21 protein-coding genes and 1 pseudogene are annotated in these 24,698 nt (G+C 43.3%); 14 read left to right on the top strand and 8 right to left on the bottom strand.

All coding sequences use genetic code 11. From position 1 onward, the window contains the following. Positions 1-31 precede the first annotated feature (31 nt). The 4 genes from AC0VYI_RS15170 to AC0VYI_RS15155 all read right to left on the bottom strand — a co-directional run bounded on the left by AC0VYI_RS15170 (position 32) and on the right by AC0VYI_RS15155 (position 5,139). Complete coding sequence (locus tag AC0VYI_RS15170) at positions 32-1,792, bottom strand: alpha-amylase family glycosyl hydrolase (protein ID WP_475443886.1); 1,761 nt, start codon at positions 1,790-1,792, stop codon at positions 32-34. 94 nt (positions 1,793-1,886) lie between these two features. Continuing rightward, positions 1,887-3,116, bottom strand: a complete 1,230-nt coding sequence (locus AC0VYI_RS15165; RefSeq protein WP_199474642.1) for a glycosyltransferase family protein — start codon at positions 3,114-3,116, stop codon at positions 1,887-1,889. A 77-nt stretch (positions 3,117-3,193) separates the two neighbouring features. Continuing rightward, on the bottom strand, positions 3,194-4,030 hold the full coding sequence (locus tag AC0VYI_RS15160) for an HAD-IIB family hydrolase (protein WP_475443884.1): 837 nt from the start codon (positions 4,028-4,030) through the stop codon (positions 3,194-3,196). A 683-nt stretch (positions 4,031-4,713) separates the two neighbouring features. Next, positions 4,714-5,139, bottom strand: coding sequence for a DUF3010 family protein (locus AC0VYI_RS15155; RefSeq protein WP_199474644.1), 426 nt, complete (start codon positions 5,137-5,139; stop codon positions 4,714-4,716). 357 nt (positions 5,140-5,496) lie between these two features. On the opposite strand from AC0VYI_RS15155, the gene AC0VYI_RS15150 reads away from it, so the two are divergent. After that, complete coding sequence (locus AC0VYI_RS15150; protein WP_475443882.1) at positions 5,497-6,729, top strand: pyridoxal-phosphate-dependent aminotransferase family protein; 1,233 nt, start codon at positions 5,497-5,499, stop codon at positions 6,727-6,729. A 67-nt stretch (positions 6,730-6,796) separates the two neighbouring features. Here the strand turns inward: AC0VYI_RS15150 and yddG are convergent, their stop codons facing one another. The 3 genes from yddG to AC0VYI_RS15135 all read right to left on the bottom strand — a co-directional run bounded on the left by yddG (position 6,797) and on the right by AC0VYI_RS15135 (position 9,470). Then, positions 6,797-7,702, bottom strand: a complete 906-nt coding sequence (gene yddG / locus AC0VYI_RS15145) for an aromatic amino acid exporter YddG (RefSeq protein WP_475443880.1) — start codon at positions 7,700-7,702, stop codon at positions 6,797-6,799. Positions 7,703-7,830: 128 nt separating this feature from the next. Continuing rightward, the gene (locus AC0VYI_RS15140) at positions 7,831-8,550 is read right to left on the bottom strand and encodes a helix-turn-helix domain-containing protein (RefSeq protein WP_475443879.1); all 720 of its coding nucleotides are present in this window, start codon (positions 8,548-8,550) and stop codon (positions 7,831-7,833) included. A gap of 11 nt (positions 8,551-8,561) precedes the next feature. Continuing rightward, positions 8,562-9,470, bottom strand: coding sequence for a DMT family transporter (locus AC0VYI_RS15135; protein WP_475443878.1), 909 nt, complete (start codon positions 9,468-9,470; stop codon positions 8,562-8,564). Positions 9,471-9,803: 333 nt separating this feature from the next. Between AC0VYI_RS15135 and AC0VYI_RS15130 the strand changes: the two genes are divergently transcribed. The 6 genes and pseudogenes from AC0VYI_RS15130 (at position 9,804) to AC0VYI_RS15105 (ending at position 16,194) form a co-directional block, all read left to right on the top strand. Next, on the top strand, positions 9,804-10,796 hold the full coding sequence (locus AC0VYI_RS15130; protein ID WP_475443877.1) for a Bug family tripartite tricarboxylate transporter substrate binding protein: 993 nt from the start codon (positions 9,804-9,806) through the stop codon (positions 10,794-10,796). Between the two features lie 102 nt (positions 10,797-10,898). Next, positions 10,899-11,306: pseudogene (locus AC0VYI_RS15125) on the top strand (tripartite tricarboxylate transporter TctB family protein); the annotation flags it as partial. Positions 11,307-11,342: 36 nt separating this feature from the next. Continuing rightward, positions 11,343-12,851: a tripartite tricarboxylate transporter permease gene (locus AC0VYI_RS15120; RefSeq protein WP_475449829.1), complete on the top strand. Its 1,509-nt coding sequence runs from the start codon at positions 11,343-11,345 to the stop codon at positions 12,849-12,851. A 163-nt stretch (positions 12,852-13,014) separates the two neighbouring features. Beyond that, positions 13,015-13,695, top strand: a complete 681-nt coding sequence (locus tag AC0VYI_RS15115; protein WP_475443875.1) for a response regulator transcription factor — start codon at positions 13,015-13,017, stop codon at positions 13,693-13,695. After that, a complete protein-coding gene (locus tag AC0VYI_RS15110) occupies positions 13,661-15,127 on the top strand; it encodes a sensor histidine kinase (protein WP_475443873.1) in 1,467 nt (488 codons plus the stop codon). Before AC0VYI_RS15115 ends, AC0VYI_RS15110 begins: the two co-directional genes overlap by 35 nt. Next, positions 15,124-16,194: an ABC transporter substrate-binding protein gene (locus AC0VYI_RS15105; protein ID WP_475443871.1), complete on the top strand. Its 1,071-nt coding sequence runs from the start codon at positions 15,124-15,126 to the stop codon at positions 16,192-16,194. The genes AC0VYI_RS15110 and AC0VYI_RS15105 overlap by 4 nt, the downstream gene beginning before the upstream one ends. Positions 16,195-16,242: 48 nt before the next feature. Here AC0VYI_RS15105 and AC0VYI_RS15100 read toward each other — a convergent pair whose 3' ends face one another. Further along, positions 16,243-17,700, bottom strand: coding sequence for an ArnT family glycosyltransferase (locus AC0VYI_RS15100; RefSeq protein WP_475449828.1), 1,458 nt, complete (start codon positions 17,698-17,700; stop codon positions 16,243-16,245). A 697-nt stretch (positions 17,701-18,397) separates the two neighbouring features. On the opposite strand from AC0VYI_RS15100, the gene AC0VYI_RS15095 reads away from it, so the two are divergent. From AC0VYI_RS15095 to AC0VYI_RS15065, 7 genes are all read left to right on the top strand, one after another. After that, positions 18,398-19,078 carry a response regulator transcription factor gene (locus AC0VYI_RS15095; protein ID WP_199474656.1) on the top strand — a complete coding sequence of 227 codons (681 nt, stop codon included), beginning with the start codon at positions 18,398-18,400 and terminating at the stop codon, positions 19,076-19,078. Further along, the gene (locus AC0VYI_RS15090; RefSeq protein ID WP_199474657.1) at positions 19,075-20,331 is read left to right on the top strand and encodes a sensor histidine kinase; all 1,257 of its coding nucleotides are present in this window, start codon (positions 19,075-19,077) and stop codon (positions 20,329-20,331) included. The genes AC0VYI_RS15095 and AC0VYI_RS15090 overlap by 4 nt, the downstream gene beginning before the upstream one ends. A gap of 122 nt (positions 20,332-20,453) precedes the next feature. Then, positions 20,454-21,470 carry a pirin family protein gene (locus AC0VYI_RS15085; RefSeq protein WP_475443868.1) on the top strand — a complete coding sequence of 339 codons (1,017 nt, stop codon included), beginning with the start codon at positions 20,454-20,456 and terminating at the stop codon, positions 21,468-21,470. Positions 21,471-21,660: 190 nt separating this feature from the next. Beyond that, a complete protein-coding gene (locus AC0VYI_RS15080) occupies positions 21,661-22,176 on the top strand; it encodes an NADPH-dependent FMN reductase (RefSeq protein ID WP_199474659.1) in 516 nt (171 codons plus the stop codon). An 18-nt stretch (positions 22,177-22,194) separates the two neighbouring features. After that, positions 22,195-22,824, top strand: coding sequence for an MOSC domain-containing protein (locus AC0VYI_RS15075; RefSeq protein WP_475443866.1), 630 nt, complete (start codon positions 22,195-22,197; stop codon positions 22,822-22,824). Between the two features lie 300 nt (positions 22,825-23,124). Then, entirely contained in the window at positions 23,125-24,189 is a 1,065-nt protein-coding gene (trpS, locus tag AC0VYI_RS15070; protein WP_475443864.1) for a tryptophan--tRNA ligase, read from the top strand. Between the two features lie 37 nt (positions 24,190-24,226). Then, complete coding sequence (locus AC0VYI_RS15065) at positions 24,227-24,646, top strand: GFA family protein (RefSeq protein WP_475443863.1); 420 nt, start codon at positions 24,227-24,229, stop codon at positions 24,644-24,646. Positions 24,647-24,698: the final 52 nt, after the last annotated feature.

Genomic DNA, 24,698 nt, shown 5'->3' with positions numbered 1-24,698 from the left:
CCGCTTGTATGGTTGACATGATAACTTATCTTTACTCCACGAGTTTTACTTTACCTTTTTTGTTTGCCAACCATAAAAATTGGTAGGGCATTAAAGTGACTTTTGCTAAATGATCTTCGTATACCGTGTCAGTGACTAAATCAGTCCAATCGTCTGTGGCGATCAGGTTTAATTCTGATAAATTAAAACTTTGCGGTTGATCCGTTATATTGAAGATCGCAAATAGGCTTTGACGACGATCCAAACTTTGGCGCCAGAAAGCAAATAGATTATCTCCCATATGTAAGATGTATTGAGTAGCGTTGGGGTGGAACGCGGTCTGTGCTCTTCGTATCTGGGCTAAATTGGTGATGGCGTTGAACACTTTTTGATGATGGGTTGGGGTGTTAAGGGCATGCTCTAAGTCTTCCATCTTCCAAATATGACGATTAATAGAACGAAATTGCCCTGTATTGTCCACTCGATCTAGGTCGTTTTCTGTGCCAAAAAAGCTGTGTATATAGAACGCGGGTACCCCTTCCAATGACATCATCACTGCCGCCGCACAATAGAATCGAGCAAACTGCCATTGATCAGGGCCCTGTTGTACCGAGCCAGCTAAGGCGTTCCACAAACTGATGTTTATTTCATACGGCTTGGCTTCGCCTTCAGGCGTAGTTCGAGAGCTAATGCGTCCTCCAAAGCGTTTCATAGTATTGATTAAGGTTTCCAGCTCCCAATCGGTTAGCAAACCTTCTGTTGGGCGTAAGCCAATACCATCATGGGAGGCAATAAAGTTCAGATAGGTGGTGCCCTGTTGAGCGGGAGGCATGCTCATTAACCATTGCTTTAGATGTTTACAGTTACCTGTGACCAAGCTGTTGATCAGTAACGGTGGTAGTGAAAAATTGTAAATAAGGTGAGCTTCGTTAGCATTACCAAAGTAGGTTAGGTTCTCCTGATTAGGAATATTGGTTTCAGTAATGATGACGGATTCGGGCGCGTAGTGCTCGATAACAAGACGTAACAGGCGAATCATTTCATGGGTTTGCGGCAAGTTGATACTGGGGGAGCCTGGGATTTTCCAAAGGAAGGCGACGGCATCAAGACGAAACCAGCGAATCCCTTTTTCCAAATATAAACGAATAATACGTAGAAACTCTAATAAAACGTCTGGGTTCTCGAAATTTAAATCTATCTGATCATGACTAAAAGTACACCAGACGTATTTGGTGCCATTTTTGGTCTGCACCTCACGTAATAGGGGAGAAGTACGTGGCCGAACAACGGCGCTTAGATCGGCGTTAGGATCTGCTTCATAAAAATATTTTGCCCCTGGATCGATCCCCGCTTTATAGTTTTCAAACCACATACTACGGCTAGAACAGTGATTGATGACTAAATCGCCCATGACCTTAAAGTCTTTCGATATTTCCGAAATATGGTGCCAGCGCCCTGATGCCGGATTAACACTTGTGTAATCCATGACGCTAAAACCATCGTCCGAGCTATAAGGAAAAAAGGGCAATAGATGAATGGCTGAAATGCTGTTGATTAGTTTGGTTTTGACAAACTTTTGCAAAGTTTCTAATGGCGCTTCATCTTCAGATCTGAGGGTGTCCGCATAGGTAATCAACATAATGTCAGACTGATCCCATAAATTCCTGTGGGGACGAGGGGATTCTGTTTTCGGATCTAAATTAAAGGTAGTCAGACAGTTACGGGCAAGTTCGGTGGCGTCACGATTAGGGTATAGAACCTGAAGGTGACCGATAAGCCGTTGCTCTAATTGTGATGGCACTGTATTTTCCATAGCTGTCTACCTGTAAAAATATCTGAAAATAGGGGAGATGAGGTCATGACCTTCATCTGTCTTATCAACTTAACCAGAGAATATGGACACTGGATTATTTGTTTGGGCCAAATTCCTGCATGTCTTGTTCGACGGCAAGTGCCAGTTGTTTCATCACGCCGGGAAATGCACTCACAACACGGTTCCAGCTTGGAATAAAAGGGGCTTCCATGGGGTTATCAAGGTACATATTTCCTGCTTTCATGACATTACTGGCGAACAGTTCAACGGCTTGTTCCTCTTGGTGTACATCTAATTTTAAACCATTAATTTCTGCATCATTGCGGTATGTTTCAATAAAGTCCAGTGCCACTCGATAGTAGGTTGCTTTAATGGTACGGAAGGTTTCTTGATTAAAAATAGTACCATTGGTTGCCAATTTTCGGAAAATGGCTTTCGTAATATCAATGGACATTTTCGAGAGTCCGCCGTCATCGTTATCGGCTGAGAGGTCTTGATGCTTATGATCATAAACATCAGCAATGTCTACCTGACATAAACGGTTGTTTGAATAGTTACGTTTCATCTCGCTTAAAACGCCGATTTCTAAGCCCCAGTCGCTTGGAATACGCAAATCTGTCATCACATCTCGACGAAATGAGAATTCTCCAGCAAGAGGGTAACGGTAGCTGTCTAAATAATCTAAGTATTCTAAGTTTCCAAAGACTTTCTTGAGAGAATAAAGCAAAGGTGTAACCAGTAGGCGGCTGACACGGCCATTCATCTTGCCGTTTGCTGTGCGCGAATAAAAGCCTTTGCAGAACTCATAGTTGAAATTGGGGTTTGCGACAGGGTAAATCAAACGAGCGAGCAATTCGCGATCATAAGTGACAATATCACAATCGTGCATTGCGATGGATTCAGCCTTACCCGCTGCCAAGTTGTATCCCATACAGAACCATACGTTGCGTCCCTTTCCTGGGTCAGTAGGTGAGAGCTGCTCACCTTTTAACACGCTATCGATGGCACGAAGGCGAGGGCCATCGTTCCAGAGGACTTTGTGCTTTTGTGGCAGAACACTGAAAAACTCTAAAGCGTGGCGATACTCCGCTTCTGTTGCTCTGTCTAAACCGATAACGATTTCATCAAGATACGGAACTTGTTTGAGGTGTTCGATAATGTTTGGCATGGCGTCTGTCGCCAATTCGGAATATAGGCAGGGAAGAATAAGCGACATTGGACGAGTTTTAGCAAATTCGCACAGTTCTCTCTCCATGTCTTCAAGCGGACGGTTGGCTAAGTTGTGAAGTGTGGTGATAATGCCGTTCTGGTAAAAATCGCCCATTATTGTATCTCCTTGAGTGTTAAATCATGTTGCCGATTGCGTGGCACGGATCGCTTAAAGAACGCGTATTTTTCTTGTTATACAATCCCTCGTGAAGCGAGGGCTTTGTTGACGGCTTGTGCCCATCCTTCTGGTCCATAGGCATCCGTTAACCAAGCATCGTAGCGTCCTGGAATTTCAGGTGGTGCATGAACAGGTGAACGCACTACAACGGGAATATCCGCTTTACTTAACATGCCAATATCGTTTTCCCCGTCCCCAAGGGCCATGCTGGTCACGGTGTTTTGGTAGAAAACAGCATACTGTTCACTAAGCCATAACATAGCACGAGCTTTATCGCAGGATTTGCCCATAAGGTGAGTAAAGCGTCCACCCTTTTGCACTTGGATGTCAGTGTCTTTTAGCGCGTCTCTAAAAAGGTTTAAGGCATTAGCAGAATCTTTCCAGACCATAGGCTCTGTAAACTCGCGCTGCATCGCCAGCTTGGCACTTTGTTCCGTTAAGCCTGTTAGCTCAGCCACATCCTGCCATGTCATATCGCTAAAGCGTTTAAATTGAAAGCGGCTGCTTAAAGGGGTGGTGATGTCTATCAGGGTTTGTCTATGTGGGCCAAATGCTTTCAGCCAATAATGACCATGGTCTTCTAAGCCGTGTTTATCCTGGTCCCCATTGTTTATAAGGCCTAGTTCTTTCGGAATATAGACCGCTGCACCATTTTCAACGATAAACGGATCTTTATGGCGTAGTGATTGGCGTAAGTCGTTAAGTTCAGCAAAAGTTTTGCTAGTGTTTAAAATACACGGGATGGTGAAAGTTTGAAGCGCTTGAAATGTAGAAAGAGCGGGGTGAAAACTGTATGTATGATGGTCCAATAAGGTGCCATCTAAGTCTGTGAATACGAGTAGTTGTGTCATATTTTTTAAGATCTTGGTTGGATAGAATGTATCTTCCATCGAACCGTCGATCTATATCCTCCTTCGTCATGCAACAACTGGGAAAGTTAAGTCTCCTTGTTGCTTGTTACCAAATTAAGGAACGGCGTTCAAAAAATGGTAAAGGTTTATTGGTTATAGCAAATCCAATGCCAGTATTTGAAAGTGTTCTACCTTCCCTAATGACTGTTTCTATTCGTTTTTTAGCCTAGCGGCTTTTATGAACAAATTAATGACAACCTTTCTAAAACACATATTTTTTCCCTTTATTCACATAGATGGAGTGCTGTTAACCCCTATCTGACAACGGCTGAAGGAGGACATTGCTTTCCTACTTTCTTGTGTGAATGCAGCATGTATACTTCCATGGCTTCACCATGTTTTTGGGAAAATAAACGGCTGTTACTTTTGTTTCTTTGATTGGCTTTTGACGGGGATTTAATTGATGTCTCGATCATTATTCACCAAAAAGGTGCGCAACAAAGTAAGGTATTTTATAAGATTGTTCTGTTTTGGTGCGATTTTGAATTTTGCGTAAAATGTACCGATGGTCGGTTTAGAGTAGAAATAGCAAGTAGTTAGAAGAAAGAAAAGACAGACTTTTCTTTCTTAGTGATTAACCGTATTTTTTGACTAGAGCGAAATGCAATGGTGAGTGAGCTAGCTTATTCTTCACAAAGTGCGATATAGCCTACTGTGAATGCGCCTTCTTGAAAGGCACGTAAACCCGTTGCCTTGAATGGAATTGGCATTGGATGGTTTTTTAGCACTTCTTTCACCGTTGCACCACTAAACAAATCCACCTGAACGGTATTGATTAGTTGAATGGCGGCTTCAATTTTAAATCCGATGGCACCACCAGCAAATTTCCCTTTTGTTGGACGCTCTTTAATTACTGCACGGGTTACTTTGTAATCTTCAAACAGCTTTTTCAGTATCAGTTGAAATTTACGAACGCTTTCACAGTCATTTGGGTGGTTCAATGTGTGACGCACTTGGCGACAGTCGGCGATCTGAAAAAGACCGTCTTGCTTAGAAAGTAAGCAAAGAATGGCTTCGTTGCCTTTGATCTCGATACCACAAGTAATCATATTGGATCCTGTATAAGGGAATTTTGGGCATTATGGCACACTTCGAGGAGTGCTAGCAGAGTAAAAAACACTGCTTTGCGAATTCAACACACGTCATATGTAATGCAAAACAGATTCGTGGTGGTAGATCGTACTCTTTTGAGTTTCATGACTCTTATTTTACAGAAGAATACGCTACTATTTTGGAATATTATTTTGAAAATATGCATTACACGATATTTTATCCTGATAAATGTCAAAAAACTGTGATTCGATCGCGTCTTCTTATTTTCGATTACTGAGACATATTCTCACAAAATTCTTCCTATTTTTGTGAGGTTGTCTCCTATTCTTTAACGAACCATAAGGCTACTTACCATGACTGCTTCATCGCCCAAGGGGATTTCTCGTCCCCAGGTGAAATCGCTAGATGAAATCCTTCCTACTGAACCCCTTTTAATGATGGGCGCAGGCCCTGTTCCAATTCCTGAACGTGTTGCTCGAGCGAACTCGGTGGTAATCAACCATCTGGGCAGTGTCATGGCGCAAGTCATCAATCAAGTAAAAAGCATGGCACGTTACGTATTTCAGACGGAATCTAAATGGGTACTGGGCGTGGCGGGGCCAGCATCGGCGGCGATGGAAATGGCTGTGTCTAACTTAATGGAGCCAGGGGAACCGATTCTGTGCATTAACAATGGCTTTTTTAGCCATCGTATGGCTGAGATGGCAACACGCATTGGTGCGGATGTTCACGAGTTGCATGTTCCGGTATTGGAAGCAGCAGATCCTGAACGTGTGCGTAAAGCCATTGAGACAGTACGGCCGAAAGTATTGACTCTAGTTCAGGGGGAAACGTCCAATACGGTTTTCAATCATGCTTTAGAAGACATTGCTAAGATCGCTAAGTCCTATGGCTGTTTAGTGGTTGTTGATGCGGTTTGTACGTTGAGTACCATGCCGTTAAAAATGGATGAGTGGCAAGTGGACGTGGTGATTACTGGTGGTCAAAAAGGCTTGTCGTCTATTCCTGGGGTCTCTTTGTTAGTCTTTTCTGATGAGTCATGGAAAACCGTCAAAAATCGCAAAAAGCCGGTTGTGCAATGGTGTTTTGATGCGCAGCTTGCGGAAAACTTTTGGCACAATGATGGCTACCATTATACCGCTCCTGTGTCGGGTATCATGGCTCTGCATGAAGCGCTGAAACTAGTATGTGATGAATCTTTAGAGCAACGTTTTGCAAGACATTTACGATGTTCTAAAGCATTGCAAGCGGGTATAGAAGGTTTGGGGTTGAATTTGTTTATTCCTGAATCGTCTCGTTTGAATTCGGTGGTGGGGATTCAGTTACCTGAAGGCTTAACCGCAGGGCAAATATGTCGTCATATTTCTGATGTGTATCGTGTGGAAATTGCTGGTTCTTTTGGTAAGCCGATTGTACGTATTGGTCAGATGGGTGAGCAGTGCCGTGAGCATAACTTATTTCGAACCTTGCATGCCTTGGGCAGCACCATGCGGGATTTAGGGATTAAGGTAGACCAGCCTAATGGTATGGCAGAAATGGAAGCCTGCTTACAACGTATTCCTCGAACGTTATCTCAAGTGGCTTAAAAACGGCGAATTAGCCTTAGCCTTTCCGCTACGACCCCCATTTCCCATTTGGAGATGGGGGTTTTTGTTATGGCTTTTGTACGAGTGATGTTTTGCGTTTTGTGGGCATTAGGCTTGCAAAAAGAGCACTAGCCGTGATCATCACACAAGCAACCACTTGAGTGTCTGTTGGTGTTTGGTGACCAAACAGGCCAAGCCATGCCGTCGACAGTGCCGGAGCGGTATAAGACAATACCCCCAATAGTGATAGATTGCCGCGCTTAACCCCCACATCCCAACAGAAAAAGGCAATACCAACGGGGCCGAGTCCTAAGCCGATAACGGCCACCCAAGTGTTCGTAGAAAAATGCCAGTGTAAAGGTTCCAATAGTAAGTGAGCGATGCCTGCAAGGAGGGTCGTCATCAAGCAATACCAAAGCACAGCACTGGAAGGCACCTTGCTAAAACGGCGATTGGCGACAGAATAACCTGACCAAATAAACGCGCAGGCAAACGCCGCCCCATAGCCAAGGGAGGTGGCTTGTATCTCATGGCTGGAACCCGTGGCGCGAGAATGAAGCATCATGCCTGTGGCGATAAAAGCGACAATCGCACCCAATAGATGGGTCCAAAGAAGTTTGTTTGTGCTGCTCATTCCTGCCATTAAGACAATAAGTAAAGGCCAAAGGTAGGCAATCAGGCCCGCTTCTATTGGAGGGGCATGCTGAAACGCATAAAAATAGCAGAAGTGATATAAGAAAAAGCAGATTCCTCCCATCAATTTGGCACGAGTGGGTGTTTGCTGCCAAGAAGAAACGAGTTGACCCTTTATCAAATAGACAATGAAAAACAGCACGCTGGCGACACTAAAGGTTAAGGCTAACAGGAGTAATGGCGGGACTGCGCTTGCTTGTGTGGTAAATAACGCCAAACTGCTCCATAGCAGAATAGCGATGCTGCCAATGATGGTACCTCTCGTGCTGGTCAATGCCATGATGCCTTTTCCTCATTTTATTGTTGCATAGGGAGTAAAAGGAGGAGTGTAGCTAGGCCATGACAAATGGTCGTTGGTAAAAATCCGCCTATCTCTTGTTAAAAAGACGCGATTTGAATGACTCGAAATTAGTGTGACTGAGCTCGGTACTGTCCAGGCGTCTTCCCTAAATGCTTACTGAAAAGTTTGACCAAAGCACTGGCGTCTTGCATACCCGTTAGATGGGCGATGTCATCGAGACTTTTATTAGACTCAATTAATAGCTGCTTGGCTTTGTTAAGACGTTGAGTCAGCAGGTATTGTTTTGGTGTCATGCCAATATAGCGTTTAAATAATATGGTGAGCTGGCTTTGACTAAGGTGAACAGCGTCGGCAAGTTCTTGAATTAAATAGGGTTGGTCAAAATGCCTGTCTAGTTGGTATTTTGCTTTGAGAACACGTTGATCACTTTGTTGGATGTGTTCCTTAGGAATGGGTAATAAATATTCGATGAGGCTTAAAGCTTTTTCTAATGCCAGTGGGTTGGATCCTGTTTCGGACAATTTGTATAAAAAAGGTAAATAGGCGATAGCCTGTTCGGATAATTGGATAAAGGGCTGGTCGATCTCCAGGGTTTTGTTCCAACAGGCTAGGTTATTGATTACCAAGCAGCGATTCCTTTGTTCCGCAAAATGATGGTGAGCATGCTGATTAGAAATCAAACACGCTTGCCCTGCTGTCACCAAACGCTGCGTTTTCTCTACTTCAAGATAAAGAGCGCCCTCAAGTGGCAAGACAATTTGAGTATGATGGTGCTCGTGAGGCTGGGCGGTACCACTATAAGCCATAATTTCAATGGAATCTCGCATGATTCGTCACCCTATTTTCGGTGGCCTTTTTTAGGTTGGTAGAAGGAGATTAGCACGCCAATGACGACGACGATGACCGCTACTATTTGCTCATTCCCAATCGCTTGTTTGCCAAATAACGCAGTCCATAAAATAGACAGGGCAGGGGCTGTATAAGATAAAACACTTAACAGAGAAAGGTCCCCTCGTTTAGTACCGATATCCCAACATAAAAAGGCGACACCTATTGGTCCAAACCCCAAGCCTAAAATAGCGATCCATGTATCTTGAGAAAAGTTGTAAACATGGGGCTCTAGGGCGAAATGAAAGCCTGTTGCAAGTATGGCTGCGACAATACAATTCCACAAGACGCAGGAAGCGGGGACATTTAAGCGTCGTCTATTAGTGAGTGAATAGCTGCCCCAAATGAGACTGGCGATAAAGGCAGAAAGGTAACCTAATATTGTGGGAGGCGTGCTCGTATTATTGCTAGCGGTGGTGTCCAATATTGTGCTCATTTGCGTGCTTGAGTGAATCATTAGCCCTGTTCCTGCTAAGGCGATGATCCCACCGATCAAATGTGTCCAATTAAAACGACTGAGTTTACGTGAAGACAAGCACATGATGATAAGCAGTGGCCATGAATACGCCAATAGGCCCGCTAATAGTGTTGGCGAGTGCTGTAATGCATAAAAATAAAAAAAGTGATAGAAAAAATAGCTGGAGCCACTTAGTAACATGGACTTAATTGGCGTGTCTTTCCAGGATTGAACGAGTTCACCGCGCACAAAGTATACAATGATTAAAAAAACACTGGCCATGCTAAAGGTGATGGCTATCGCCAGCATGGGAGGTACTGAACCTACTTGTGAGGTGAATAAGGCCAAAGAGCTCCATAAAAAAATGGCAATAAAACCAATACCCGTTGCCTGTTTATTCATTCGTGTCTCTTTTCGCTCTCTTATCTGTCTGAGCTAGTATCACATGGGATGTTTACGCATTAATCAATAAAGATTCATCGTATTTAATTTCTCAATGATAACAACTAATTCCGGCTTTTTATAAACAATTTACATGCCGATTCCTGCCCTTTTTCGATAAACATATTGATAGCTTATTATAAATAAAGTGCACTTAATTGTCATAAAATAAGAACGGTGACAGGTTAGTGACAGGTTTGCGTAGTAAGGTGTGCTCACTGGCTATTTTATCAATAAAAAATAACACTTTGATACCAGATGAAAAACAACAAAAATAACAAGCAGGAGAATACCATGCTTAACAAGATATCTATCAAGTCTGTTCTTATTTCAGGTGCGGTTGCACTAACGCTTGCTGGACAGGCTCATGCTTACGAACCCGCTCGTAGTGTAGAATGTATTGCGCCCGCGAACCCAGGTGGTGGTTGGGACTTTACCTGTCGTAGCGTTGGTAAAGTACTGGTTGATCAAAAATATATCAAAGGTAATGTTCAAACCGTTAACATGAGTGGTGCTGGCGGTGGTGTAGCCTTTGCTCACACAGTTAGTAAACGCTCAACAGATGACAATCTTATCGTGGCCGCTAGTACAGCAACCACTACTCGCCTTGCTCAAGGCCAGTTCCCCGGATTAAATGCAAGCCAAGTGAAATGGGTCGGCACCCTTGGTGCGGATTATGGCGTTATTGCGGTAGGGAAAAATTCCAAATACACATCATTAACTCAAATGATGGATGCTCTAAAGAAAAATCCTGGTGCCGTTAAGTTTGCTGGTGGTAGTGCCTCTGGTGGTTGGGATCATTTAAAAGTATTGATTGCTGCCAAGGAAGCACATGTTACAAACCTGCCTAAAATTCGTTATTTGGCTTTTAGCGGTGGTTCTGAAGCTTTGGTTCAAGTAGTTGGTGGCCATATCGATGCTTTTACTGGTGACATTTCTGAAGTTAAGGGGTTCATGGAGTCTGGTGATCTTCGAGTATTAGCTGTTATGTCTGAAAAGCGTTTACCCGCTCCGTTTAACAACATTCCTACTGCTAAAGAACAGGGCATTGACGCGATTGCTCCAAACTGGCGTGGATTTTACGTTCCAGGTAAAGCCGATCCCGCTTCTTATGCTTGGTGGGTAAAAACCATGGATGAATTGTATAAGACACAGGAATGGAAAGATATTATGGTGAAAAATGGTTTAATGCCATTCCATAAATCTGGTGCAGAGTTCACTGCGTTTGTTAACAAACAAACAGCAGACATCAATACCTTATCGAAAGAAATTGGTTTGATTCGATAACGGTCACTAAATACAGTCGTCCACACTGGAAAGGAGGCTTCTCTCCTGTGTGGATGTACCTATTTCTATATTTAAATGATCTAACTTACTCGGAGCAGAGACATGCGTATTAATGATCGTGTGTTCGGCATGCTGATGCTGATTCTCGCCGTTGCTTACGGTTGGGAGGCAACACAATTCCCCATTCCTTTTGGTGGAAATGAAAGTGTTGGTCCAGAAACTTTCCCTATTATGTTGTCCATTATATTGGGCATCAGTTCAATTTACTTAATTGTAAAACCTGATCCAGATGAAAAATGGGCGCCTATCCCCATGTTGCTTCAACTGTTAAGTGTTGCTGTGGCTTTATTGATTTTTGCTTGGGCAATTGAGCCTGTGGGCTTTATACCATCAGCTGCTCTTGTGGTGAGTTTTATTAGCTGGCGCATGGGGGCAGCAGTGAAGCACAGTGTGATTACTGGCATTGTTAGCTCCATTGTTATCTTCTTCTTGTTCAACTATGTGCTTGAATTGGCATTACCTCTTGGTATTTTGGAAGCTGTAACCATGGAAACAATGACTTTATTGATGCATGGCTTCGCGGTGGCCTTAACCCCAGAAAGCGTTATGTTTGCCATTATTGGTGCTATACTTGGTACGCTGATTGGTGCTTTACCAGGCCTTGGGCCTGCCAATGGTGTGGCAATCTTGATTCCTTTGGCGTTTAGCTTAGGTTTATCCGCCACTTCTTCTTTGATTTTGTTAACGTCTGTTTATGCAGGTGCCATGTATGGCGGACGTATCTCTTCCATTTTGTTAAATATTCCTGGCGATGAGCCAGCCATGATGACCTGTTTAGATGGTTATCCGATGGCGTTAAAAGGCAAGGCGGCCGAGGCGCTGGCTATTTCAGCTATTGCTTCTTTTATTGGTAGCTTTATTGCAACTGTCGGCCTAGTTATTTTAGCTCCGATTCTCGCTAAATTTGCCCTTAAATTTGGCCCGTCTGAATACTTTGCTTTGTTTGTCTTAGCGTTTGCAACACTAGGTGGGGTAACTGGAAAAAATCAATTTAAAACCATCATGGCTGCGGCCCTTGGTTTAATGATAGCCACGGTTGGTATTGATTTATCGACGGGGGTACAGCGCTATACCTTCAACATGCTTGAGTTATTTGAAGGTATTGATTTTATTATTGCCATTGTTGGGTTGTTCGCGATCAGTGAGTTGTTTTTCTTTATTGAGCGTCACGCTGGCAATGGGCTAAAACAAGTTGCGATTAATAAATTAAAATTAACCGCAGCGGACATTATCAGAGTTTTGCCAGCCTCCGTTCGTGGTGGCATTTTGGGCTTTGTTGCTGGCGTCTTGCCAGGTGCAGGGGCTTCTTTAGGCTCGTTTATTAGTTACTCGTTAGAAAAGAAAATTTCCGATAAAGGCGAGTTTGGTAAAGGGGATTCTCGTGGTGTTGCCGCACCAGAATCAGGGAATAATGGTGCCGCATCGGGGGCACTGGTACCGATGCTGACTTTGGGGGTGCCTGGTAGTGGTACCACTGCCGTATTACTGGCGATGCTGATTTCTTTGAACATTTCGCCAGGCCCGATGCTGTTCCAGCAAAACGCTGATTTAGTGTGGGGGGTTATTGCGGCGATGTTTGTGGGTAACCTCGTACTATTGTTGCTTAACATTCCAATGATCGGCATTTTCGTTAAACTATTAAGTATTCCACCTAAGTATCTAATGCCCGTAGTGACTTTAATTGCTTCTGTTGGTATTTATGCGGTGAGTCATAGTGCGATTGATTTGTACTTTATGGTTGCGTTTGGTGTATTGGGCTACATTTTACGTAAAGTGGATATTCCACTAGTGCCCGTTATCTTGGGAATGTTGCTTGGGCCTGAAATGGAAAAAAATCTACGTCATGCCTTAGTGTTGTCTGATGGTGACTGGAGCGTCCTGTTCAACAGTGGTTTAAGCATTACTCTATGGGCCATTTCTATTTTAGGGCTTGTGCTACCGATGATTATTGGGCCGATTATTCGTTCTAAAATGTCAAAGTCTAAAGAGGCATAAATAGGTTAAATGCTTATACTTTCCTCATCAGTGTGAGTTATGCTGATGCTAGTAATAGTAAAACAACCATTGCGTTAGTGATGAAAGTTCGAGTTGCAAAAGCTGCTCGAACTTTGTTGTTTCTGCTTTTTGTCTCGTACTATGAATGTAGTTGTATTTTATTATGCGAATTTTGGTGGTAGAGGATACTCAAGTACTCGGTCAGGCCATTTTAGAACGACTTACTAGTTTGGGTCACGGCGTGGATCTGATTGATGATGGTAAACGAGCCCATGATTTACTTAAGTATCAATCGTTTGATTTGATTTTGTTGGATTTAAATTTACCCGGTTTGTCTGGTTTACAGTTGCTGCAAAAACTTCGTCAGAAAGAGGACGGAACGCCCGTTTTGATTTTAACTGCAAGAGATCAAATTGAAGATCGTATTCGTTTGCTGGATGAAGGCGCAGATGATTATTTGACTAAACCTTTTGATTTTGGTGAGTTGGAAGCCCGTTGCCGTGCTCTGTTACGTCGTAAGCAGGGGTATGCGGCAAATGTCAGTGAACATGGCAATCTATTAGTTAATCGAGATAGCCGACAAGTCTTTATTAATGGTGAGCTCACGGCGATTACCAATCGTGAATTTCGATTGTTAGAGATTTTTTTAGGCCATCTTGGTCGCGTGCTCAGTAAAGATGACATTACTGACCATCTGTTTAATTTTGATGAAACTCCCAGCCCGAATGCCATTGAGTTGTATGTAGGACGCCTTCGTAAAAAGCTTGTCGCCAGTGATTTTTCGATCACGACTCTCAGGGGAATTGGTTATGTGGCAGAAGTTTCTGCGTCGCCAAAAGCCTAATAAAGGGGAGTTAGTGTCAGAGAGTACACCCTCTTTGCGTCGGAGATTTATCATCGGCGGCATTATCATCATTAGTGTCATTGCTGCGCTTGCTATCAACTTTGTTTTTGAGTATAGCCAACGATTGGCGGATATTTCTTATGACCGTTTGTTGCGTAGTGCCTTGCTACAGATGGATGAAAATATTGGTTTAATGCATAATGAAGTAACCATTGATATCCCATGGTCAGCGTTTGCCACCCTTGCGCAAGCGAATGATGACAGAGTGTTTTATAAAGTTGTTAGTTCATCTCAAGGATTTATTACAGGTTACCGCGACTTAAATATTACGCCACCGAAGCCTCCACAATTGGACAAAATACAATTCTTTGATCGCGAATATTCAGGGGAGATGGTGCGTTTTGCTTGGTTGGAACGTCATCTAACCGAGTCAGAGTCAACGGGCACGGTACGTATCATTATTGGTCAGACGCGTTTGTCTCGAGAAGAACTGTCCTCATCGGTGACAGAACGAGCCGTTGAGGTCGTGGTAATGATTGCATTGGTGGCTGTGGCGCTGATTGTTCTTGGTAGTCAGTTGGTGCTTAGGCCTCTTCATAGAATCAGTCGGGTGCTGGAAGAGCGTCAGCCAGGAGATTTGACGCCAATTAATATTAAAACGCCCAAAGAAACGTATCATTTAAAAATGGTGATTAATCATTTTATGGCGCGTTTACAAACCAACCTAGAGCAGTTAGAAAATTATACCGCTGATGCGGCCCATCAATTGCGAACCCCTCTTGCTAGCTTACGTGCTTTGGCTGAAAATGCTCGCGATAAAACCTCCCCAGAACGGCAGCAAGAAGCCCTTGAAAATATCGTGACGCAATGTGATTCACTCAGTCAAACGGTCACGTTATTGCTGAATCAAGCGGTGGTGTCCCATCGTATGCAAACCAATCCAAAAGAGCCAGTGGACTTGTTGCTTCCTGTTACCGCATCCTGTCGAGAACAGGCCATTACGGCATTGCATAAAGGGGTGAGTTTGTCACTAGAAGCGGATGTAGAGCGAGCGATGGTATTTGGCGATGCATTTGCGTTGCAGCAGATGATGCAGAATCTGATCGAAAATGCGGTACGCTACAGTAATCTTGGGGCTGAGCAAGCAACGGAAGTAGTTGTCAGGGTAGAAGAATTTTCCAACTATTATCGAGTTAGTGTTATCGATTATGGTGCAGGGATTCCTGAAGAAGAAAAAAAACGTGTCTTCGAGCGGTTTTACCGTGGTCGTTATGATACAGCTGGCAGCGGGGTTGGACTGGCGATGGTCAAAGACATTATTGATCATCATACTGCGAATATTACTATTATTGATACTCAGCCAAAAGGCACTACCTTTCAAATTGACATTGCTAAGTATCAATCGAGCAATGATTCGGGGTCATTACTATGACGAAATGGTTAGTTGTTTTTTTCAGTCTGTTTTTGATGAGCTTTAACGCTTTTGCTCAAGCGTTGGTAGAGCGTGAAAGCATTGAGTTTGGTAAGAAAGATGCGCCACGTGTACTGCGTATTCATTCCTCTATAGATCTTGCTTCGTTTGGTCCCTTGATTAAGGGATTTGTTAAGCGCTATCCCAGTATTCGAGTATCTTATACTGACATTAATACCTCCGAACTATACAAACAAACGATTAAAGAAAGCGCGCACCCTCAGGCAAGCCTAGTGATCAGTAGCGCGATGGGATTACAGATTAAGTTAGTGAACGATGGTTACGCGCAAACCTATCATTCCTATGAAACGGATCATTTACCCAGTTATGCCCAGTGGCGTCATCAGGTGTTTGCATTTTCCTTGGAGCCTGTGGTGATGTTAGTGAATAAAGATCATTACCCTGGGCCATTACCAAAGGATCGCCAAGATGTATTACAAACCATTCGTCAATATTCAGATTTTATGAAGGGACGCATTGGTACTTATGATATTCGCCAAAGTGGCGTGGGGTATTTGCTGGCCAGCCAAGATGCTCGCCAAGCGGACACCACATGGGGGCGATTAATTGAAGCCTTTGGTAGTCATCAAGTAAAAACTTACTGTTGTACCCACGAGATTATTGATGATGTTGCCAGTGGCAAATTAGTACTGGGTTATAATTTATTGGGTTCTTATGCGGCCCAACGGGTAAAAGAGGATTCTCGCCTGAAAATGATCTTGCCCAAGGATTATACCTTAATGGTGATGCGCGTTGGATTGATTCCTAAGAAAGCCCCCAATGCCCATGATGCAGGGTTGTTTTTAGATTATTTACTGACGGACTCGGTGCAAAGGCGCATGCAAGCTGAGACATTGATGTTTCCTATTCAGCCCAATGTGATGACAAAAAATACCCTAAACATACTGGGTAAGTCAGGTCCACAGCGGGTGGTGGAACTTGATCAGCAGCTATTGGTTGGGCGTGACTATGCTAAGCAACGTCGCTTTATAAAAAGCTGGGAAGAAGCACTAGAAATCCCCCATTAATATTAAATACTCCTTTTTGATGGCGTCACAGTTTTCTAGTGCCTTATCCTATGGGCTAGGTTTCTCAGCTACATTGGTAACGGAGGTGCTTGTCACAGCACCTGACGTAACCTGTGGCGTAGCAGGCTTGCAATAAATAAGCTTTTCGTCAGCCTCTTCAGCTCGCTCTTCACATGACCAATTCGGGTAATGTGAACTGTATTTACTTTTCTGAATGATAAAAAAGGGTGTCGTTTGAGTGCTTAGCCATTTAGACAGATCACCAGGGCGAGCTTCGGCTTTACCGTTCGAATAAAACAGGGCGGAAAAAGGGCGTTTGTGAAGATAGAAAAGGTCTGCTGTCTTTGTTTCCGCTTGTATCTTCCAGTCTGAGATGATGGCCATTTGCGAATAATTTTTCGTCAAGTGAAAATGAATGGCTCCCACCACCATTATTAAAAACACAGGGGTAACAATACCTAGACTATAAAACCATTTAGGCAATGGGAAGTTTGCTTGGTAATAAGTAATCAGCATAGCCATGGCTGGTAAGGAGGGCATGACAAAGCTGATGAGAATATTTCCAGTGAAGGTGTATAGTACTAAAGGAGTGGTTAGCCATAAAAGTAAGTAACTACCAAAACCGTCACTGCTTCCTTCCGTATCACCACCTTTTTTCAGAATTCGTATCCATTGAACAATGAGTAGTGGCGTCCAAGGCAGCATGGCGATCAAAGCAAAAACCCAAATCATGCCGCGTACATGGTGATGAATCGAAGCGTAAAACTCTCCTTGCGTGTTGCCTAGGAAAAACCATTGAATATATTCGTTGCTTAGGTAGTAATGCAGAAAACCAGGCATTTGATACTCTGCTAATGCTATCCAAGGAAGGGTCAAGAGTAAAAAGAGTAACGAGCCAGAGGCCCAAGGCAGGCGTTTTTTTAGAGACCGCCAACGGGCATTGGATAGTAACCATAATGTTAAGCTTAAACTGATTAAGAGAAGTGCTATTGGGCCTTTTGATAGGAAGCTAATGGCTAGACCAATAAAAAAAGTGTAGCCCCATAAGGACTGTTTTTTACTCCATGCAAACCAGAAGCTCACCATGGTGAGAGTGGTGCCAAAAGTCATTGATGTTTCTGGCGAGATGGCCCCGATGAGGATTAAGAACGCGCTGGTTGTCGCCAAAATAGCGCCTGCGAAACACCCCATGCTGGCTGATTTGAAGTAGTGTTTAGCAAAATAATACAGCAAGATTAATGTGCCGATGCCTGCTATTAAATGCGGAAGACGCGCTGCGACACTGTTCATACCAAAAAGTGAAAAGCCAGTGGCGCTCATCCAAGCGAACATAGGGGGATTCCCCATATATGGCATATGAGGGTTAAGCATGGGGATGACCCAATTATGGGTGTCTGCCATAAAGCGAGCAATTTCTGCGTATCTCGCCTCTGTTGAGTCTAAAATAGGGTACATAGAAAGTGACAAGAAGCGTATAACCACGCTGCCGATCAGCAAAAATAGCATCCCCTTTGTAGAGGGGAGCTTTTTATATAGATGATGCATAATTTGCTTCCAGAAGAATGAATGTTGTTTTTTCTTCCTTGAAGGTACAAAGGAACGGCTGTTCTAAAGCAAACAAGTGGTCGCGCTTATGGTTTGGCATAATAAACCCTACTTAGATGAAGGACTCCCGAAGCGTCGCGACAAAAACAGGGATGTATAGTAACGATCTTGTAAAAAGCCGCCAAGCTCGCAGTGCCAAGCGAGCGTAAAGCTTTTTTACTAAATGAGATTTTCGCGATTTTCATTATGATTTGAGACATGTCCAGTGTGAAAGAAGTCCTATGTGGTCAAATGTTTTGGGTCGTTTGTGTTTTTATAAATCGAGACTGACATCGTCCTAAGATGTCTGCTGAGTAAGAGACCTGTTGATGATTTTGCTGCACTTTGCCAAATAGTGATTTGGTTTATAATCATGTTTAGTACATGCTTTAGATTGTTTGTCGTTCATTTACGTCGCAAACAGAACGACTGGCGACTATGCTGTCTAAGCTATTGGCGTTTTCTCTGTAAGCTCCGAATCGTAAGTGCTGATAATTCGGGAAATTGCCGTTATCTTAAGTGATGGGGTGTCGTAAAAAAGTGATTCACCTTTTTTTCATTTAAAGACGGAGACAATAGGCAATAATGGGTGTCTAATTTTTTATTAGGAGTGGCGGGCATGAAATTGTTGCTGGTGGAAGATCACAAAGACATAGCGGGTATTATTTTTGATTATTTCGAAATTAAAGGAGACGTACTGGATTACGCCAGTAATGGCTTACAAGGGTACGAACTGGCTAAAAGCGAGCACTATGATGCCATTATTTTAGATGTTATGTTGCCTAAAATGGATGGCCTTACTGTGTGCCAATCATTGCGGGAAAGTGGGATTGATACCCCCATTTTGATGTTGACTGCGCGTGATACAAAAGAGGATGTGCTGGCAGGATTCGATCATGCAGCGGATGACTATCTAGTAAAGCCTTTTGATTTAGATATTTTGGACATTCGTTTACGGACCTTGGTGCGTCGCCGTAATGGCAGCATGGCGAACCGTGTTTTAACATTTGGCGCATTATCTTTAGATATGAATACGCGCGTGTTACAGCGAGAAGGCAGTCGTTATTCCTTAAATCCATCGCAATATAAAATACTGAAATGCCTGATGAATCGCGCCCCTGAAGTGGTGACTAAAGAAGAGATTGGTGATGTCTTATGGGGCGATGAAGAGCCAGATAGTAAGGTACTACGTAGTCATATTTATCAGTTAAGAAGTTTGATTGATCGGCCCTTCGAACATGCCTATCTTAGGACTATCTCGAAAGTGGGGTATCGGTTAGTCGCAGAAGGAGAAGAATGAAACGGATAAAAAGTGCTAAACAGCTGACCTTTACCTACTTTTCGATTGTTGCCTTCGCCATTATCACGTTTCATTTTGCCATGTTTGACACGATGTTGGAGAGCATGGAAACCATTTATGCGCAAAATAGGATGCATAAAGACCTCAATACAGCGATACATTTGCTGCAAGGGACCCATCTTACCCACGTGGCAGTGCCACCTTTTTCTGATGCTTATGTCGGAGAAAAAAGTCTGCCACCTTGGATTGTGTTGCAGCCTGATGTGTCAGATGACAGACCCTACCATTTAGACCCTAGCTCAGATACTAACTTAGAATACTTCTCCATGAAAAAGCGGGTAATGCTGAATGGTAAAATGCAAAATATCTATTTGATTCACTACGATGAAATCTATGAAGAAAGTGAATCTCAAATGTTCAAAACCCAGACGACGCAAACCATCATGTCCCTATTATTGCTAGTGATTAGTCTATGGGTCGTGATGCGTATTTCGGCACGTCTCACCAATCCGCTTGCCCGCTTAAGTCAAGAGCTAGAGGGGCGCAATGCTCAAGATAGCACGCCTATACCAATGCCTGATGGCGCGGCAACCAGAGAAATTCACCAATTGGTCAATCAGTTGAACAGCTATCGAAATCAAATCCAAGCTTTGTTACATAGAGAGCGTGCTTTTAATCGTTATGCCAGCCATGAACTGAGAACCCCATTGATGGTGATGAAGGGCGCGCTGACGTTGTTAGGAAAGTCCGATTCTAAAGCTTTTTTAGAGCGTCAACGCGGGCGAATGGACAGTGCTTGTCAGGAAATGGAAGACTATATCACCACGTTGTTGTCTTTGACGCGAGAAGATGATATCGACGCAATGCTGCTTCGGGAAGTGGATGACAATGAGCTGCAATCCATTGTGCGTGCTCATACTGAATATAATTCAGGAAAACCGGTTGAAGTCTTGCAACACAGCCATGGTGTTGTCAAAACTAAATTACCGATGCCGACGTTGCATATTCTTATCGGTAATTTAGTCAAAAATGCCATCGCTTGCACAGAGCAGGGGCAGATCGATCTGATCATGTCTGATCAAGAAATCAAGGTGGTTGATACGGGGTGCGGTTTACAAGGTAAACCAAGCGGTGAAAGCTATGGTCTTGGCTTAATGATTGTCCGAGATATCTGTCAGAAATACCATTGTGAATTCAGCTTAGTAGATAATGAAGACCAGGGCTGTACTGCCAAAGTGATCTTTCCTGAATGACTCGCGCAGGAAAGGGGAAAACAGATTCAATAATTAGATGGTTAGGATTGAATATCAGCATGAATTAGTGATGCTTGTCGGTGGTATCATACGGGTATTAGTAGTTTATTCAGGAGGTAAAAATGAGTTCTGCTATCCTAAAGCGTTTACCCCTTCAGATGTTCTGGCCAACATTTGACCCATTTTTATTTTGTGCTTTTCATCAAGATCGTTACCCAAAGGCGACACCTGAGATGGAACCAGCGGCATCGCTACAAGGTCGGCCATTAGGGCAAGATTTTCACGGCATAGATGGCTGGCGTATGTATCACGGGCGAAAAGTGCCAGGTTTTCCCGTTCATCCACATCGCGGTTTTGAAACGGTCACCATTGTGAACCAAGGCTTTGTCGATCACGCGGATTCTATTGGTGCCGCTGGACGTTATGGGCAGGGCGACACGCAATGGATGACCGCTGGTAGTGGGGTCCAGCATTCCGAAATGTTTCCATTATTAGATGAAGAAAAGGAAAACCCGCTGGAATTGTTCCAAGTCTGGTTAAACTTGCCTGCTAAAAATAAAATGGTACCACCGCATTTTGGTATGTTATGGAACGAGGATACACCAGTCGTCAAGCAAACGGACATAAATGGTGTTGAAACGTCAGTCAAAGTGATTGCTGGTGAATTGGGTGCAGTGAAGGCGCTGGATTGCCCACCAGATTCATGGGCCGCTGATAAAGACAATCATGTGGCGATTTGGTTGATCGATATTCCTGAAGGTGGGTTGTGGACTCTACCAAGTGATCACCCAGGGTTGAACCGTACCTTGTATTTTTTTGAAGGGGAGAGTGTCGTGCTAGAGGGCGTAGACGTTTCTGTCAAAGAAGCGTTTGTGCTGAAAAGTGACGAAGCCGCTAGTATTCAAAACACAGGTAAAAAAGCCCGTTTCTTGTTGTTGCAAGGTCGACCTATTGGTGAGCATGTCGAGCAGCATGGCCCATTTGTGATGAACACAAGACAGGAGTTGCAAAAGGCCTTTCATGATTACCAACGAACTCAGTTTGGTGGTTGGCCTTGGCCTCGTAACGACCAAGTGCATGACAAAACAAAAGGTCGATTTGCGCATCATGCAGATAAGCTGGATGAACGTCCAACTTGATCAAAGAAAGGCCTCTCACATAGAGGTCTTTTTATTGTGTTCTAGGTCAGGTGAAGCTGAGAGGAAATCAGGTTTAGTAGATTACAAATGGGCATTTTCAGTGTATTTTAACTGGCTGTTGGCAAGTCTATCATTTATCGCAAAAAATAGTTAATCGTTTAAATTTACACTTAAAGATAAGGAATGTTATATGAAAATTGTTGCTTTTGGAGCGAGTTCTAGTCGTCAATCCATTAATAAAACCCTTGCAAGCTATACCGCAAGCTTGATAAACGGTGCTGAGGTGACGTTATTGGATCTCAATGATTTTGATATGCCCATCTTCAGTGAAGACAAAGAAAAAGAGTTTGGCATTCCAAGCGAAGCACAAGCTTTCGTCGATGCGATTGCACAAGCTGATTTGATCATCGCATCATTTTCAGAGCACAATGGTTCCTACAGTGCGGCCTATAAGAATATTTTTGATTGGGCATCGCGTATCGAAAAAGCCGTATATCAAGACAAGCCAATTGTCGTGCTTTCTACCTCCCCAGGCCCAGGTGGGGCGAGCAGCGTATTGGCCCAAGCAGTTAATAGTATGCCCTTTTTCAAGGGTAACGTGATTGGTAGTTTGAGCGTGCCAAATTTCTATGATGTGATGAAAGACGGTGAGATTGTTGACGCCTCTGTTAAGCAATCCATTCAAGATATTCTCTCGAAAGTGTAGTCTTTCTAGGCTCCCATCATGTTAAATAAAAACCGGCTAAATGGCCGGTTTTGTTATGGTGCAGTGGTTGTTTTGTTGGCTAGATATCAAGAAGCAAAGGAGGGTGAAGTGGGTAGAGTCGTATCGCTAAGCAAAGATAAAGTGCATCAATTTTCTAAAAAAGTGGTCGATAGTCTATCCATACTGGAAGGGTTAGGGGTCGAAGGGGATGCGCATTGCGGTAAAACGGTGAAGCATCGCTCGAGGGTGGCTGTTGATCCCGCTCAACCTAACCTCAGGCAAGTGCATTTAATCCACTCTGAATTACTTGGCGAATTGCAAAGTAAAGGGTTTGATGTGACGGCGGGGACGATGGGAGAGAACATCCTCACAGAAGGGATCGACCTTCTTAGCCTTCCTCAAAATACGCTATTAAAAATTGGCAAAGACGTTGAGTTAAGAGTGACTGGATTAAGAAATCCTTGCGCCCAGCTAGATAACTACCAGGAAGGGTTGACTAAAGCAGTTCTGGACCGAAATGAAAAAGGCGAACTCATTCGAAAGGCCGGCATTATGACCGTGGTAGTTCGAGGCGGTTTGGTAACGTTACAGGATGCTATCGACGTCATATTGCCACCAAAACCACATTTGCCCCTTGAACGTGTATAAAGTTTTCAATGTCATCGCTTAATGCATTCTTGGGCATAGCGTTTTGTTCTTTTGACTTCCTGAAATGTCTAGCGAGTTTGGTTAAAAAAGATCACTGCTGAATGCTTGTTTTGCCTGACCTAAATTGATAAGTTAACAGTATGACAACATATTCTAAGTTACGCATTATCGCTATTTTTTGGTGGCGCTCTATTTTTTAGAGCGGCGTTGAATCACGTTTATTCAAAAGCCGTCGGTAGACTGACTGTTTTTGAATCGACAAGTGATGTCTCCGATGGGGTATACAATAGGAGACATACTATGCACAGTAATACATCTAACCATTCTAATACTGCTTTCTTTACTAAAAACACTTTTCAGGAAAGCTATCAAGAAAAAGTCCTTACAGGTGATAGACCAACAGGTCAGTTGCATCTTGGTCATTTTGTTGGGTCTCTCCAGCAACGTGTTGTGCTCCAAGAGAGTCATCAGCAGACGATTTTAATCGCTGATTTACAAGGTCTAACCGATAATGGGCATAATCCGCACAAAATTTCGACTAATATTTTAAATGTGCTTGCAGATTATCTTGCTGTCGGTATAGACCCGTCTAAAACAACCATTAGTTTGCAATCTGCTATTCCTGCTCTGTCTGAGTTGACCATGTATTATTCGAATCTAGTTTCTGTCGCGAGGCTGCAGCGAAATCCAACGGTGAAAAATGAGATTGCGACTAAATCTTTTGGTCTCTCTATTCCTGCTGGTTTTTTAACTTACCCAATTAGTCAGGCAGCGGATATTACAGCCTTTAATGCTACATTGGTTCCTGTCGGGGATGATCAACTGCCGATGATCGAGCAAACAAACGAAATCGTAAGAAAGCTCAACCGAATTGCAAAAGAGGACCTTTTGCTTGAATGTCGCCCTCTGCTGAGTCATGTTCCGCGCTTACCTAGTACCGATGGCAAAAGCAAAATGTCTAAATCGTTAGGGAACTGTATTTTATTAGACGCCTCAGAAAAAGACATATCGCAAGCGGTAAAGTCTATGTATACCGACCCGAACCATTTGAAAGTCGACGATCCAGGTTGTGTTGAGGGGAATGTGGTTTTTACCTATTTAGAGGCATTTTGTTCAGATGCGGCCTATGTTGAAACATTAAAATCGCAATATCGACGAGGTGGGTTAGGGGATGGTGCCATCAAAAAAATTCTGGAAGACTGTCTTCAGGCAGTGATAAAGCCGATTAGGGAGCAGCGCCACCTATTTGCTTCTGATAAAGCGCAACTTATTGATATTATTCGAGAGGGGAGTGAGAAATCTCAGGCTGAAGCGAGTGCGGTTCTGCATCGCGTCAAACACGCTTTTGGTCTTACTCTGTTTTGAATGTCTATATTGCTCTTAACATAAGGACGGCTCTAAGATGACTAGCATTTATAAAGGAAGTTGTTTATGTGGTGAGGTTCGGTTTTCTGTGGAGGGATTTTGTGAGCAAGCGGCAAATTGTCATTGCAGTATGTGTCGAAAATTTCATGGTGCTGCTTTTGGCTCTCTTGTTGGTACCATTGGTTTAAAGTGGATATCGGGTCAAGATTATCTCGAAGAGTTTACGGCACCTAATGGCACAGTACGAACGTTTTGTCGTCAGTGTGGTTCGAGTTTAGGTTTTAGAAGCAAAGATAGGCGACCTGAAGACATGGAGATTGCTATAGCAACGTTTGACCAAGACATTCCTGTTCAGATAGACGCGCATATTTTTACAAAATACAAAGCGAATTGGTGTGTGATTGACGAAAAATTACCTGTTTTTTTGGAAGATCGAGAAAATGAAATTAGATCCTAGATGAATCGAATCATCCCGTTTGATAAGCAATATCCTATGTGAATGAAAATAT

It is taken from the genome of Marinomonas sp. 63XJN7_9_ISO-PGPR-S23-217 (genome assembly GCF_056173515.1).
Note: the sequence above shows the minus strand (reverse complement) of the source record. Positions and strands in the feature narration are given on the sequence as shown.